17 protein-coding genes are annotated in these 14,703 nt (G+C 35.7%); 4 read left to right on the top strand and 13 right to left on the bottom strand.

Translation table 11 applies throughout. The features are described 5' to 3' along the window. The coding region (locus tag V4538_17555; GenBank protein ID MES2382858.1) for a S1 RNA-binding domain-containing protein at positions 1 to 824 on the top strand (824 nt) is incomplete at its 5' end. A gap of 268 nt (positions 825 to 1,092) precedes the next feature. Here the strand turns inward: V4538_17555 and V4538_17550 are convergent. From V4538_17550 to V4538_17495, 12 genes are all read right to left on the bottom strand, one after another. Beyond that, a complete protein-coding gene (locus V4538_17550; protein MES2382857.1) occupies positions 1,093 to 1,935 on the bottom strand; it encodes an endonuclease/exonuclease/phosphatase family protein in 843 nt (280 codons plus the stop codon). A gap of 27 nt (positions 1,936 to 1,962) precedes the next feature. Next, positions 1,963 to 2,190 (bottom strand): cytochrome b5 domain-containing protein, encoded by a 228-nt coding sequence (locus tag V4538_17545; protein ID MES2382856.1) that lies wholly within the window; start codon positions 2,188 to 2,190, stop codon positions 1,963 to 1,965. Further along, complete coding sequence (locus tag V4538_17540) at positions 2,190 to 3,572, bottom strand: alkaline phosphatase D family protein (GenBank protein MES2382855.1); 1,383 nt, start codon at positions 3,570 to 3,572, stop codon at positions 2,190 to 2,192. Before V4538_17540 ends, V4538_17545 begins: the two co-directional genes overlap by 1 nt. 95 nt (positions 3,573 to 3,667) lie before the next feature. Then, the gene (locus tag V4538_17535; protein ID MES2382854.1) at positions 3,668 to 6,040 is read right to left on the bottom strand and encodes a TonB-dependent receptor; all 2,373 of its coding nucleotides are present in this window, start codon (positions 6,038 to 6,040) and stop codon (positions 3,668 to 3,670) included. Between the two features lie 149 nt (positions 6,041 to 6,189). After that, entirely contained in the window at positions 6,190 to 6,573 is a 384-nt protein-coding gene (locus V4538_17530) for a cytochrome c (protein ID MES2382853.1), read from the bottom strand. Beyond that, a complete protein-coding gene (locus V4538_17525; protein MES2382852.1) occupies positions 6,560 to 7,189 on the bottom strand; it encodes an SCO family protein in 630 nt (209 codons plus the stop codon). Before V4538_17525 ends, V4538_17530 begins: the two co-directional genes overlap by 14 nt. Before the next feature lies 1 nt (position 7,190). Next, positions 7,191 to 8,363 carry a M28 family peptidase gene (locus V4538_17520; protein ID MES2382851.1) on the bottom strand — a complete coding sequence of 391 codons (1,173 nt, stop codon included), beginning with the start codon at positions 8,361 to 8,363 and terminating at the stop codon, positions 7,191 to 7,193. Beyond that, positions 8,360 to 8,752, bottom strand: coding sequence for a hypothetical protein (locus V4538_17515; GenBank protein ID MES2382850.1), 393 nt, complete (start codon positions 8,750 to 8,752; stop codon positions 8,360 to 8,362). Before V4538_17515 ends, V4538_17520 begins: the two co-directional genes overlap by 4 nt. Before the next feature lies 1 nt (position 8,753). Then, a complete protein-coding gene (locus V4538_17510) occupies positions 8,754 to 9,476 on the bottom strand; it encodes a hypothetical protein (protein ID MES2382849.1) in 723 nt (240 codons plus the stop codon). 13 nt (positions 9,477 to 9,489) lie between these two features. Then, positions 9,490 to 10,401: a hypothetical protein gene (locus V4538_17505; protein MES2382848.1), complete on the bottom strand. Its 912-nt coding sequence runs from the start codon at positions 10,399 to 10,401 to the stop codon at positions 9,490 to 9,492. Positions 10,402 to 10,422: 21 nt separating this feature from the next. Then, entirely contained in the window at positions 10,423 to 10,821 is a 399-nt protein-coding gene (locus tag V4538_17500) for a hypothetical protein (protein MES2382847.1), read from the bottom strand. A 136-nt stretch (positions 10,822 to 10,957) separates the two neighbouring features. Continuing rightward, positions 10,958 to 11,341 (bottom strand): hypothetical protein, encoded by a 384-nt coding sequence (locus tag V4538_17495; protein ID MES2382846.1) that lies wholly within the window; start codon positions 11,339 to 11,341, stop codon positions 10,958 to 10,960. A 265-nt stretch (positions 11,342 to 11,606) separates the two neighbouring features. Between V4538_17495 and V4538_17490 the strand changes: the two genes are divergently transcribed. Next, positions 11,607 to 12,365, top strand: coding sequence for a CPBP family intramembrane glutamic endopeptidase (locus V4538_17490; GenBank protein ID MES2382845.1), 759 nt, complete (start codon positions 11,607 to 11,609; stop codon positions 12,363 to 12,365). Between the two features lie 5 nt (positions 12,366 to 12,370). Here V4538_17490 and V4538_17485 read toward each other — a convergent pair whose 3' ends face one another. Beyond that, a complete protein-coding gene (locus tag V4538_17485; protein ID MES2382844.1) occupies positions 12,371 to 12,685 on the bottom strand; it encodes a helix-turn-helix domain-containing protein in 315 nt (104 codons plus the stop codon). Between the two features lie 106 nt (positions 12,686 to 12,791). On the opposite strand from V4538_17485, the gene V4538_17480 reads away from it, so the two are divergent. Both V4538_17480 and V4538_17475 read left to right on the top strand, forming a co-directional pair. Beyond that, positions 12,792 to 13,655, top strand: a complete 864-nt coding sequence (locus V4538_17480) for an SDR family oxidoreductase (GenBank protein ID MES2382843.1) — start codon at positions 12,792 to 12,794, stop codon at positions 13,653 to 13,655. Between the two features lie 172 nt (positions 13,656 to 13,827). Beyond that, positions 13,828 to 14,688 (top strand): UbiA family prenyltransferase, encoded by an 861-nt coding sequence (locus tag V4538_17475; protein ID MES2382842.1) that lies wholly within the window; start codon positions 13,828 to 13,830, stop codon positions 14,686 to 14,688. Positions 14,689 to 14,703 lie beyond the last annotated feature (15 nt).

Genomic DNA, 14,703 nt, shown 5'->3' with positions numbered 1-14,703 from the left:
TTGAAGGTTTAATTCACGTAAGTGAAATGAGCTGGAGCCAACATTTACGTAACCCATCTGACTTTATGAAGATTGGTGACGAAATGGAAGCTGTTATTTTAACGCTTGAAAAAGAAGAGCGCAAAATGAGCTTAGGTATTAAGCAATTAAAAGCTGATCCTTGGGTTGATATTGCAGCTAAATACCCTGTTGGAAGTAAACATAAAGGTATAGTTAGAAACATGACTAACTACGGCTTATTTGTTGAACTAGAAGAAGGTGTTGACGGTTTAGTTCACGTAAGTGATTTAAGCTGGACTAAAAAAATCAAACATCCGAACGAGTTTGTGAAAAAAGACCAAGAATTAGACGTATTGGTATTAGAAGTTGATAACGAAAACCACCGTTTAAGTTTAGGACACAAACAATTGGATGAAAATCCTTGGGATGCTTTTGAAACCTTATTTGCTTTAGGTTCAATTCACGAAGGAACTATATTAAAAGTTGAAGAGAAAAGTGCAACTATTGCTTTACCTTACGGGGTTGAAGGATATGCTCCAATCAAACAACTTTATATGGAAGACAAGAAAACAGCTAAAGAAGATGATGTATTACAATTCCGCGTCACTGAATTTAACAAAGAAAACAAACGTATTGTATTATCGCACACTGCTGTTTGGAAAGGTGATGTAGAAGAGAAGAAAACTGACGACAGAAAAGCAAAATCAGAAGAGAAAGACAAAGCTTCGAAAGCTGCTAAGAAAAATAACGAAGGCAATGAGAAATCAACTTTTGCTGACGTAGAAGGATTAGCTGCATTAAAAGCTCAATTTGACAAAAACTAATTTATTAGTTTAATCAATAACTGAAAAACCTGCCTTAAGTGATTAAGGCAGGTTTTTTTATGTTCTATAGCGAAAACAACTATTTAGTATAATTACACCCTATTCAACTTGACTATAATGACTGATAAAACTTGCGATAATTGTTCGGAGAGAATTAATAGCTCCAAGCATAAGGTGTTTAAACCAAAAGGTTTCTGGGGCTTTTTAAAAAGGAAAACTTTTGTTCGGCTTTTTGCAGAGATGAATATGTACAGAAAAAGAAATAGGCTTATTGTAAATGGAGTATTGCCATCACAGGCAAATGGTCTGAGGGATAATACATGCCTCTTTGGTTTTTAATAATCTGGTATTGGGTTAAACTGAAATGCTTGTTGTAAAAAATAAAATCGAGGCGTTTACAAATGGAACCGTTTACGTTAAAGCTGGTAAAAGTGCAATGTCCCGCTTGTTTTTGGTAACTATCAATAAAGCCATATTTTTTATTGCACAGAATCATTTTATAAACCCTGCTATTGGGCTCGCTGTTTAAATCTCCGGCAAATAATATGGGTAATGAATCGGCTAAGGTACGTGTTGTTGTCAGAATAAGCCTAACGCTTTCCTGTCGGGCCTTTTTACTCTGATGGTCGAAATGGGTATTGAATACAACAAATACTTTTCCGTTACTTATATCCTTTAGTTGTGCCCAGGTACAAATACGTGGTAGCGCTGCATCCCAACCTTTGCTACCTGCTATAGCAGGTGTTGGCGATAACCAAAATGTACCTGAATTGATTAACTGGTATTTATTTGTTTTATAAAATATGGGGGAATGTTCCCCTGCTTCTTTTCCATCATCGCGCCCCACACCTACCCAACTGTAATCAGTGAGCATGGTTTGTAAATCTATTAATTGGCTATGCAATACTTCTTGCAAACAATATATATCGGCCTGATATTGCTTAAATATGCTTTCTACGCTTGTTTTTCTATTAGGCCAACTGTTTTCCCCATCGGCAGGATTGTTATAACGGATATTGTAGGTAATTACTTTTATTTCCTGTGCTTTGTTTGCACCAACAAAAGCAATAAACATTGATAAAAGAAACAGGTGCTTGAAAATAGTACGCATGTGTATGGTTGTAATTATTGCTATTGTTTAAATTAATTCTCCCACACAATCAAACTTATCGAACACGGTATCTAAGTGCGGTGCATCTGCTAATTCATCTGTTAAATCCTGTCCGGCCCAATGCTCGTAATGTTTACCATTGCGCCACAAACGGCTTCTGGTTACATCGTAAATTTTACCCTTATAGGCTACCCAAATATCGTCTTTATCCTGCCCGTTACGCAAAGCCAACTGACTTTTGGTGTACTGTTGCATTATTTAGCTTTTAATAAAGTTTCGCTAATACTGAAGTTCCATTTTACTATACCGCCTTTATCGTAGCAGGTAATTTGTACTACGCGTTCGCCTCGTTTACCTGTAATTTTTAAACCGCAGTAATTGTTTTCTGCTAACAAGGTTCCTGAAACACGGAATGGATTATCAGCTTCTTTTGATTTTAAAATACTGCTTGGACCTGCTGTTAAGGCCGAGCTTGTTAAATCAAATAAAGGATAGGTATTGATATAATCGGGTTTGCTATTGGGTTCGTATTTTAAAAGTTCGGTATGATGTCTATCACCTGTTAAAAATATAACGCCACTAATTTTTTGCTCTGCTATAAACTTAACTATTTCGGCTCGTTCGCGTTTGTATAGGTTAAATGATTCTTTATCGGTTTCGGTATTTAAAAACTGTCCGCCCACACATATAAATTTAAATGTGCTTGCACTATGCTTTAGTTTGTTTTTAAGCCAGTTTAATTGGGTTTCGCCCAGTTGGGTCTTGTTTTTATATTTTTCCTCGTCTAGCTCGCTCTCATCTCTAAATGTTCTGTCATCTAACATAAAAAATTCTGCATCGCTATACTTTAAGCTATGGTAAACGCCTCTGCCAAATTCGCCAAATGTTTTGTTTCCCCAGTAATTGGCAAAACAGTCTTTGGTTACTTCTTTTAAATCGTAGTTTTTATTGGCATCGTTATCTCCAAAGTCATGGTCATCCCAAATGGCATAATTGCTTTGTTTACTTAAAAACTTTTGCAGGTTTGGCTCTGAACGGGTATGCATATAACGGTAACGTAAACCACTGGCACTGCTATAGTCTGCTTCGCGGGTGTAAGTATTATCGCCTAACCAAAGCATAAAATCACTAGGCGTTTCGGCCATTTTTAAAAATATATCTGAGCTTTGTCCGTATGGTTTACCCGGCCTGTCGTAAGCACTATCGTTTACATAATTGCATGAACCTACTAAAAAGTTTATATCGTACGGATCTTCTTTGCTCCACTCTGCCCACAATTTTTTTGTTTTAAAACTTAGTGGATAGGAAAATGTAGTTACTTTTTTATCTATTAATATCTGGTAATTGTAAACGGTATTGGGTTTTAAATCGGTTAACACAAACTTGGCTATCCAAGGTAAGCATACATTTTCGTTTTTATTGTTAATGGTTAACTCGCCTTCGGTGTTACCATTTGCTTCATTGTATTTTATACTGATGCTTTTGTTGCAGGCTGTTTGTATCCATACTAAACACTCTCTGTGTTCTGCATAACCTAACATAGGCCCTGCTATAACTTTTGCAACGGGTGGTTTGGTTTGCGCACCGGCAATAAAACTGAGTGTTAGCAACCACAAAAAACAACTTACCTTTTTCATACTTTAATTATTTGCGGTAAAAGTAATAAACGAGGCTGTTTGTAATGCAACAAGATGTAAACAGTGTGCAGGATTATGTATTGAACAAAGGAGCCTTAGAATTTAAAATTCCAGGCAACGGAAGGTACAATAGGGAATAAATAAACCATATAAGCTTTTACTTCGAGTTTATCTAAATCGGGCAGGAAGTAAATAAAGTATGGATTGGCCCTATTGTATACATTGTATATGCTAAAGTTCCAGCTACTTTCCCATCTGTCGGTTTTTTTATGGGTATAGGTAAAACTCACATCGGCTCTGTGGTATGCAGGTAACCTGAATGAGTTGATTTTTTCATACACATCAATAAAAGTAAACTTGGGTTGATTGGTAATAGGGTCGTAACCTATGCGGTAAGCATAACGCGAGGTTGGTAGTGTAACTGCATTACCTGTTCCATATACAAACACTACGGTAGTGCTCCACTTTTTATTTATTTTATAGCTTAAAACTACTGATATATCGTGTGTTCTATCATACCTAAAAAAGTAAGCTTGCCCTTGGTTTAACTGATCGAACTGGCGGTATGCCCTACTCCATGTATAGCCAATCCATCCATTTAAGCGCCCCACTTTTTTCTTGAAAAATAATTCTAAACCATATGCTTCTCCTTGCCCAAAAACCATTTCATTTTCTAAATTAGCATTGAAAAAAAGTTGTGAAAAGGGTTTAAATTCAATTTGGTTATCCATTTTTTTGTAATAGGTCTCGGCACTGGCTTCGTACTTATTGTTTAAAAAATTTCTAAAATAACCTATGGCTACCTGGTTGGCTTCCTGTGGTTTTACTTTGGCTGAGCTTGGTACCCATAAATCAACGGGAAACTGCGCGCCACTGGTTGTAGCTAAATGTATAAACTGGTAAGTTAATGTATAGGATGCTTTGATTGACGACTGCTCACTGAGTAAATAATTTACATTTAACCTTGGCTCTAAACGTGGGTAAAATGCCAAGCTTTCATTGAATCCGTATTTTTTTACTTCGCCTGTTTTTTGGTTATCATCGTTATAAACTGCTTGCTCATATGGCCCAACTCTGTTAAATGCAATGGCTCGCAAACCGGCATTTACACTCCAGCGTTGGCTTATTTGCCATTCATCGAGTGCATATAAAGCTAACTCATGTGCATATTGCCTGCTTATTTCTTCGTCTATTTTTATAGTGCCTAATGCGCCACTGGCTATACCTGGTGTAAAGGTGTGAAATATATAATTCATACCAAACTTTACCTGATGTTTTGGAGTGGTAAACCAAGTGAAATCTGATTTCAAATTCCAATCATACAAACCTGAGCGTACACTGAAACCGTTTGCACCAAATTTAAAATCGTTGAATAAATCGTAACGGTTATAAATGATACTGGTATTGCTGAATAGCTTTGGACCAAACACATGGTTCCATCTTAATGTAGCAGTGGTATTACCCCAACCAAAATTAAAGTTTACGCTTTTATTGGTAGGGCTTTTAAAGTCTAAAATATCGCGCCCGAAATACCCTGAAAAATAGAGTTTGTCTTTATCGCTTAACTGCCAGTTAAACTTAAAATTTATATCGTAAAAATAATAGGAGTTTCCTTTGGCTGATTCGGGAATAAATGGTTGGGCTAATACATCAATATAGGTTCTACGGGCAGCAATTAGAAAACTGCTTTTCCCTTTTTTAATAGGCCCTTCTGCACTTAAACGGGAGGCCAATAAACCCACTCCTCCATTGAATTCATATTTTTGATTATTGCCTTCTTTCATGTTTACATTTAGTATGGATGATAAACGACCTCCATAATTTGCAGGCATGCCTCCTTTAATTAATTCTAAATTTTTAACCGCATCGGTATTAAACACGGAAAGAAAACCGAATAGGTGTGATGGATTATATACTACGGCTTCATCCATTAAAATAAGGTTTTGATCAGGGCCTCCGCCACGTACATAAAATCCGGTACTTCCTTCTCCCCCACTTTTTATGCCGGGTAACAGGGTGATGGCTTTTAAAATATCAGGCTCACCAAAAATAACGGGTAACTCTTTTACTTTTTCGCCTGTCAGCTCTACCCTGCTCATTTCGGTACTGCGTATATTTTTATCTTCCCGTTCGCCTTTTATAATTACATCTCTGCCAAGCGTATTTTTTTGTGCCAAGGGTACATTTAAACGTACGTTTTTATCTAAATGTATGGTAACGGTTTTGGATTGAAAGCCAATATAATTAACGGTAACGGTATAGTCGCCTGCGGGCAAGCTTACAGCGAAATAGCCAAAATTATTGGTTGATACAACCATTTTAGCTTCTGCTATTTTAACAGTTGCGCCAATTAAAGTTTCCCCATTGGAACTATCACTTAACTCACCGCTTAAAGTAAATTTACTTTGTGCATAAGCGAGGCTACAACATAAAAGGGTTACAAGTAGTACAACTATTTTTTTTATCATGAATAAATATAAACGCTGCGAATATGCTTTTTGTTTAACTCCATAAAGAGTGGCTTGCAAAATAAGCAAGCTTAGGTAAAAAAGTAGTTTGTTTAAGTAATTTTACGTTAGGGTGTTTATACCTAATTATAATGCTACCAAACAGTTCATTACTTTGCGAATGCTAAACTATCTAACTGATTAAAACTGATAAGCACATAGGCCGTAATTTGTTTTATTTCAAAATCGCTTAACTTTTTATTGGCAGGCATTGGCATATTGTATTGTATACCATTGACTGTAATAGGCCCGTGTTGTCCATATTTTATAATGGAATCTAACTGCTCTGGATTATTTTTTATATAGTCCGCCTGCAACAAAGGTGGATACAGTTGGGCCAAACCACTTCCATCTATCTGGTGACAATTGCTACAATTTCTTTCGTATAGCTGATAACCTGAAGCCAAATTTATGTTTGTATTGTTAGATTCATTATTGACACAACCAGACAACATAATGCTGCATAGACTAATTATTACACTACTCTTTTTCATGCAATAAAATGGCTATATCATCTATTAAACGTTCAGTATCGGGTGCACTGGTTCCATCGTAAATACCTCTTACGCGTCTTTGTTTATCTACCAAAATAAGTCCCCCGCTGTGTACATAACCTCCGGGTTCGGTAGAGTCGGCCATGGCTGTAGCATAATATCCATGTTCGGCCAGCTCGTATATTTTTTCCCTGTTGCCTGTTAAAAAATGCCATTGTTTGCTATCAGCTCCAATACGTTTGGCAAAATCATTTAACACGGCTACACTATCGTGCTCAGGGTCTATAGTATGGGAAAGTAAAAGTAACTCGTTATTTGATTTGTATTTGTTATAAACCGTTAATAAATTCTTTTTCATGCGTGGGCAAATAGTTGGGCAGGTTACAAAAAAGAAATCGGCTACATAAATTTTATTTTTTACAAGGTCTTGTGTAATGGTTTTTCCATCCTGGTTTACAAAACTAAAATTGGGTACGGTTTGGTAAACGGTATCTACCACTTCATGGCCATCTACCATTTTTATATCTATGGCTCTGTTGCCTAATATGGGTAATTTTTTCTGACCGCAAGCTGCTATTAAAAGTATGCTTGCTATGAGTATATATGACTTATACATTTTATTTGATGATAGTTATTTTTTGTTGATGGGTGTTATTGTTTTGTATAATGGTAATAAAGTAAATGCCATTAGTTATATCGTCTGATAAGGATAATGGCTTAGTGTCTTGCACGGTAGTTTGTAACACTTGTTTTCCCAATGCATCTGATATACTTATTTGATATGGTATTTGTATACCTCCTATATTTATTTGCCCGGCCGCTGGATTAGGATAAACTGATATAACGGGTGGTTTTATTTCTGTTACTGCAATATTTGCTCCATCGGCACTTATATGACACAAGGCTGCGGTAGCTAATTGTGTCATTTTATGAAAATAAGGTATATGACAATTTTCTATACTATCGCTTAACATATGCCAGTTGGGATTAAAATCCGGGCCGTAATCTTCTGTTAAGCCTATAGCGGTTACGTTTTTAACCGAAAAGGAAAAATGGTCGGAAGCACGGGTACCGGGATTAATAATAACCGGATTTAAACCTATTGGATACAAGGTATTGCAACTCAATACTTGTTGACCAAACGTTAATGATGTTTTGGTTGGGTACACATGTATATTGGCTAAGCTATCATTATTGCCATCGTAAGCAATCATATCTAAATTAATTACGCCTTGTATAAACCAATCTAACGGGCCCCAAGGCGAAAAGGCAGCGCTGCCTAATAAACCTTCTTCCTCTTCATCCCAAAAGGCAAAAGCTACGGTAAATGGAAACTGGTAATTTTTTAAAACTCTAGCTGCTTCCAGTAAGGCCGCACTTCCACTTGCATTGTCGTCAGCGCCCTGAAAGGGTTTATTTTTTGTACCAACACAATCATAATGGGCACAAAGCATATATACTTCTTTGGTAGTGCGTGTACCTAACTTATATGCTATTACATTATTGCCATCGGTTCCAAACGGATTATGCATTACCTGATAGCCTAGTTGTGCGCATTGTTCGTACAAATAATCGGTGGCAATTGTATTGTCTTTATGGTATGCATTGCGTGAAGTAATCAATGTAGTTTGGTTTTCCACTACTACTGGTTTTCTACCAGTTAAGGAAAGCAACAAATTGGTTAAACTATCAACACGAATAGCATCTATAGCTTTTTGGCAAGCTATATTTTGTGCATTTGCGCTTAACTGGCACATAACAAAACCGATAATAATTATAAACTGTTTCATTGTTTATCAAGAACCAACTGGGCTGTTTTTATGCTTTCAAAAGTAACTGAATGCACTTCATTTATTTTATTTAACTGTATGTTTAAGTAATTTATGGCAGTATCATTACTTAAATTAGGTGTTTGATATTGGTGCATCCATTCTAACATCATTCTATCTGCTATATATAACTGGGCTGAAATTTTTTGTAAGTGTACTCTTTTTGTTAAATCACGGGTGCTGTCCAACTGGTTATTGATGGTTTTTTTGAGTTTTAACACCAATGCTGATTGTGCCATTGCTTCATCATGTACGCGCATTACCTCATTGTCCAGTAACTGTGCAGCAGAGGGCTTATTGTTACAGGCAAACAAACTTAAACCGACTATTAAAATAAATATATTTTTCATATTATGGGGTAACGTTAAAATTGTACGTTTTGCTTGCTGTAATATTAACACTATCGGTAGCGGTAACGCTTACAATAAAATCGCTGTTTTGGGTTACGTTTATTTGGTATGTGGTATCAAACAAATAGTTTTTTAACCCATTTACTAAGGGTGCATATTTCAACACTTCTACTCCATTTTTTGTCAAAGTAATTTGCGCAATTTTTAAACTAGTAACATGGCCAATGGAACCGGTTAATTTTATGGTACTGCCATTGTTATAGGTGGATAATGAAGGTGATGTTATATTGATAAAAGGAGTGGGTAATGCATTGCTGTTTTTTACTTTAAACAAACTGGTTTTTTTATTGATGTTTCCATTGTGGTCTAAAGTAGTTACTGTTATTTGCATAATAGCATCAACACTTACAGTGGGAATAAACAACAAATTGGCTGTAGCTGAATTACCGTGTGAATGCCCGTTGTATACATGGGCTTCTGTGTTTTCGGTTATATTATCTATGCGTATTGAATAGTCGTGTAAATCGTCCTCGGCAGATATGTTAATAAGTACCCAGATGCTATCATACTCATTAAACTGTTGCTCTTTAGCCGGCTTAATAAAATTAACGGTTGGAGCGGGTACCTCGGTACTCTCTTTTGTTTCGCTTTTACTGCAAGCGCTTAGTATAAATGCAATAAATATACTACTTATAAAAAGTAGTTTTTGTATGTTCTGTTTCATTAAAATGTTTTTGTTAAAATAAATAAATAGCCTGTAGACTAATTCTATGGTTGGTGCTTACTAAACCTTCGTTTAAATTTTCGTGAATGGGTATGGTAAATGTACCACTTACTGATACACGGTTATAATACAAATCGAAACCGAGTGCGGTATAGCAACCATAACCACCTGTGTATTTTTGTAGTATATTTTTCTTGGCATCCTTCTCTGCATATTCGGCTAAAAATCCGCCATTGGGCAGTATGGATAATCGCCTCCATTTATACCAATAAAACAAACGTGTGCTGGATGTATACCTATTGCCAAACTCATAGTTATTATTGGTTCCGTTCAATCTTACATTGGCATCTATATTTAAGCCTACTTTTTTGTAACGGGTTGTATAAATGGCATTGGCTAAAAAATCCCAGGTACCTGTACCTATTTGTAAACCGGGAACACCATCTTTATCAAAACTACCGGTAGGCGTTTTTACTCCCGCTCCTACTGTCAATGTATTTTTCCAACTTAACCTGCCGGTATCGCCTGTGTTGATAAGGATGTAATTGGCTACGATACTTATATCTGACAAACCATGTGTTTGGTTAGTTACACTATCTTGTTTTTGTGTATTGTATTGATAAGGAATAAATGCAAACAGTTGTAATCGTTTGGTTGGATAAAAGCGTCCCCACAATTCACTTCGTTGTAATACATCGTGCGAAGCATTGCCTCCATTTTCGGTAAACAAGGAAGGTATATGTTTGGATTCAAAACTGTTTACTTGATGCCTGACACCAATAAAATGTTGTTTAAACTGTGGCAATATACCCAAGTAATTGCCTGACAGGGAACATCCGCAAACATCGCACGCCTTTATATTACCGGGTATATACACAAGTAAACTTAACACCACTATAAAACGGTGAAAATTATTTGTTGCCATAAAATTAGGAGCTAAGCTTTATTAATGTTTTTCTTCGTTTTTACACAAACCTATAATCTCATGAAAAACATCGTGAAGTTTAGTCAATGCTTGCGTTATTTCAGCATCGCTTATCTTTTTGTCTTTAATGGCTGTATTTAATTTTTCGGCACCGATAGCTAATCGTTTCACTGCATTGCTTATTTTTTCGTTCTTATAATCAGCCGGAATAGTTGATTTTGATAATGCATTTGCTTTCTCTAACAACTCTGCACTGCGTTCTTTTATAGGTTGTAAATTACCCTCTTCGCTCGGGTGAAAGGTTTGTGACATTACGCTATGAAACGCTTTCAACTCCGGCCATTTCTCCATTAAAGATTGTGCTTTGTTAATGGTTGAAAACGATATAAGACTTAATAATAATACTATAATTTTTTTCATGGTTGTTTAAATTAAAATAATTGATATGATTGAATTGATATAAAAACATACTGCACAATAAGTTTATTAAAAAATATTACGAGTATTGTTAAACATGGCCATATAGCCGTGTTATCAAAATAAAAGCGTTGTACGCTTATACCAATAATGTATTGGGTGGACGAAAAATGGCAGCATAACTTGCATAGCTATAGTTATGGCTATAGGCTATAAAGTTTTCTTTTATAGTATAATGTATTGCATCTAAACAGTCGGCAAGTATGGAATTGTTAATAAACAAACTTTCGTTTACTAACTTTATCATAAATGGACTTTTCTGATTGTTGGTGTCTTCTGTTTTTTGTAACTTATCGTTTAAAAAACATGAACCTTTACAGCATGACTCGGGATTGGCTCTATTTACACAAAGGTTTTTAGCAATGTATTCCTTATTGGCATGGTAATAACCTATTACTACAATTTTGCTTACAAACTGTGCAATAAATACAAATGCTAATAATATGGGTATACTTTTTCTCAAAGGTGTGTGCAAAGCTAAAAAATGCTTTGGCAATAAAAAGTGATTTTATTACATATAAACTAAGTGGCAATTTGAAACAACAGTGTTATACTCATTTATCAAAACTGAATAGTGTAACTGAAATTATTAAATAGTAAATATATATTGCATTTTTATATTGAAGTAAAGAAACACAGAACTAAAAAAACTTATTGCCTTTTTTATAAATGAATGACAGAAAGAGGTTATAAGAAAGCTTAAAATACAAAATAAATACTGAGAGATTATGGAAGAATCAATACAAACAGAACAACCTAAAAAAGTAAACTGGACTTCTGTAATCGTTTATTATGTAATAGCCTGTGCTTTTTCGTGGCCTTTTTTCTGGTGGCGCGATATGAACACTGAAAGCTGGCAGCAACTGGGCATTCCGGGTTTTATTAAAACATGGAGTTATATGTGGGGGCCGGGTGTTGCTGCTATTATTTGTTTGTATGTGTTTAAAAAATCGCACCATAAAACCATCACTTTCTTTGGTACTTCTGTATATAAAAGCTTACTTTTTTATTTTGTACCTATACTGGCTTTGAGCATTCCCGGCTCCAGCGTGGGTATGGACGATATAAATCCGCATTTGGCTCCCTGGATTTTAGGTATTTTGGGGTTCATATCTATTTTAGGTGAAGAGCTTGGCTGGAGGGGATTTTTGCAAGATGCACTGGCTCCTGTTAAACCTGTTTATCGCTTCATGTTAATAGGTGCCATGTGGGAACTATGGCATTTTACCAACAGAATGGGACATGGTGAATTGCAACAAATTATTGTACGTGTAGCCATTATGATGGCTGCTTGTATGGTATTATCGCTTATACTTGGTATAGCAACGGATAGAAGTAAATCTATTATGGTGGCTGTTACGCTGCATGCCTGGGTTGATATATTAGCTGATGGCGGAAGCCCTGCTATCTATATTATATTTGGATTATCTGTTCCTTTCTGGTTTTTTATGCTTCGGTTCTGGGATAAAAAAACCGAAGTTGAGTAACACTCTTATTCTTCCAATAAATATTTTCCCCATTTGGCTATAGCCGACAGTATGGGTAATAACTCTTTCCCCTTGGCTGTTAAGCTATACTCTACTCGTGGAGGTGTTTCGGCAAACGAATTCCTGAGTACTAATTTATCTTCTATCAATTCATTCAGCTGGGCGGTCAATACCTTGCGGGAAATGCCGGGTATAGCTACATCCAACTGCCCAAACCGCTTCTTGGTTTTGCTTAAGTTATAAATAATTACAGGTTTCCATTTGCCACCAATAATGGCAAGTGATTCGGTTAAAGGGCATTTACAAATTTCTGCGTTCATAATCAATATTTGTTACATAAAGGTAACTAGTTTCTGAGTACAATAGTAACCTTTTGTTACTTTTAAAAGTAACTTTGTGTAACAATTATAAAAAAAATAAATGATTATGAACAAAAAAGTTGTATTAATTACAGGAACAAATAGTGGTTTTGGTTACTTAACAGCTAAAACTTGTGCAGCAAAAGGTTATACCGTTTACGCTACCATGCGCGATATAAAGGGAAGAAATGCAGAGAAAGCACAGGAGCTTTCGGCTCTGGAAAATGTGCATGTAGTGGAGCTTGATGTAACGCAACTCGCAAACGTTGATGAAGTAGTTGCTAATGTTATAGCGAAAGAAGGACAATTGGATGTAATAGTAAACAATGCCGGCTACTTTGGTGGTGGAATAGCTGAAACATATACCGAAACTGATTTAGAAAATATGTTTGATGTGAACTTAAAAGGAACCTGGAGGGTAACTAAATCGGGTTTACCACACATGAGAAAACAAGGTGAAGGTTTAATCATTAATACATCAAGTGTGTTGGGTCGTTTTTCTGCCCCATTTATGACGGTTTATAACAGTACCAAATTTGCAGTTGAAGGCTTAACTGAAGGATTACATTATGAAGTAAGACCGTTGGGTGTAGATGTGGTCATGATTCAACCGGGTGCTTTTCCAACTGAAATATTCGGCAAATCGGTATACGGCTCAGATGCAGCAGTAGCAGCCGGTTATGGCGATTTGGCTAAAGTACCTGAGCAAATAGGCAGCGGTATTGGCGAAATGTTTGAAGCCACAAAACCAAACCCGCAAATGATACCTGATGCCATTGTTAAACTGATTGAAACTCCGAAAGGACAACGTCCGTTAAGAACCGTTATTGATGGATTGACAGGTGACATTGCAGAGAAAGCAAATGCCAATGTAAAAGAAGGATTTGGTAGTTTTTTAACTGCATTTGGTATGAAAGATATGCTTAACTAAAAACTTAATTTTTCTATCTATCCAAAAGACCACTTTAGTTTAAAGTGGTCTTTTTTGTTTGGTAATAACTCTTATTAATCATGTATAGTAAAAATAAAAAATTAAGCACCTTTGCCTAGAACCATTTTTGTAATGGTGTATGTTGTAAAAGAAAAATTTTGCTTTAACTGCTTTGAAACTCATTAAGGTATTCATACAATCAAATATATACATTGCACTGGCTGCAGTTTTTTTAACAGTAGCTACACAACTGCAATTAGGCAGCAATCCGCAGTGGCATCCCTATTTGTTTCTTATTTTCTTTGCTACCTTGTTTGAATATAACCTGCACCGTTTAATTACTGTTATTACAAATAAGGAAGCATTGCAAGACCCCAAACACAAATGGGTTAACAATAATTTACCTGCTTTTTATTTCATTGTTGCCGTTTCTGTTATTGGTTTTGTTATTGCCGTTTTATTGGCAAAAAATACGGTACTCATTACGCTTATTCCCATTGCCTTAATTACCTTATTTTATTCTACCCCATTAACCAATAAAAGTAAAGGCTTATTCAGGCTGAGGCAGATTCCTTTTTTAAAAATATTTCTGATTGCTTTTGTATGGTCAACCATAACCATTTTGTTACCTGTTATTCATTCAGGTATATCCATTCTTCATACGCATGTGCTTAGTATGCTTGTGGAGCGCTTTTTATTTGTATTTGCTATTACACTTCCTTTTGATGTACGCGATATTGATGCTGATAAGCAAGAGGGCTTGCAAACTATTCCTTTACATATAGGCGAAAACAATGCTATGCGTTTGGCTAATTTTTCACTGGGTTTATGCTTTGGTATTTGTTTGGTTCATTATATCTATACGCAACAGTGGTTTATAATTCCGGCTATTTGTATTTCGGTTATCAGTACTTTTATATTTTTAAAAAATAAATACCTCAAAACTTTGCCTTTATATCATTATGGCATACTGGATGGAACCATGTTATTACAAGGTCTATTGGTTTTGTTGTTTTATTATTTATGTAGTTGATAGCGTAGAGAAGTT

This window comes from Bacteroidota bacterium (genome assembly GCA_040388375.1).
Taxonomy (GTDB): Bacteria; Bacteroidota; Bacteroidia; order UKL13-3; family UKL13-3; genus JAAFJM01.
The sequence above is the reverse complement of the archived record's forward strand: the minus strand, read 5'-3'. Positions and strand labels throughout refer to the sequence as shown.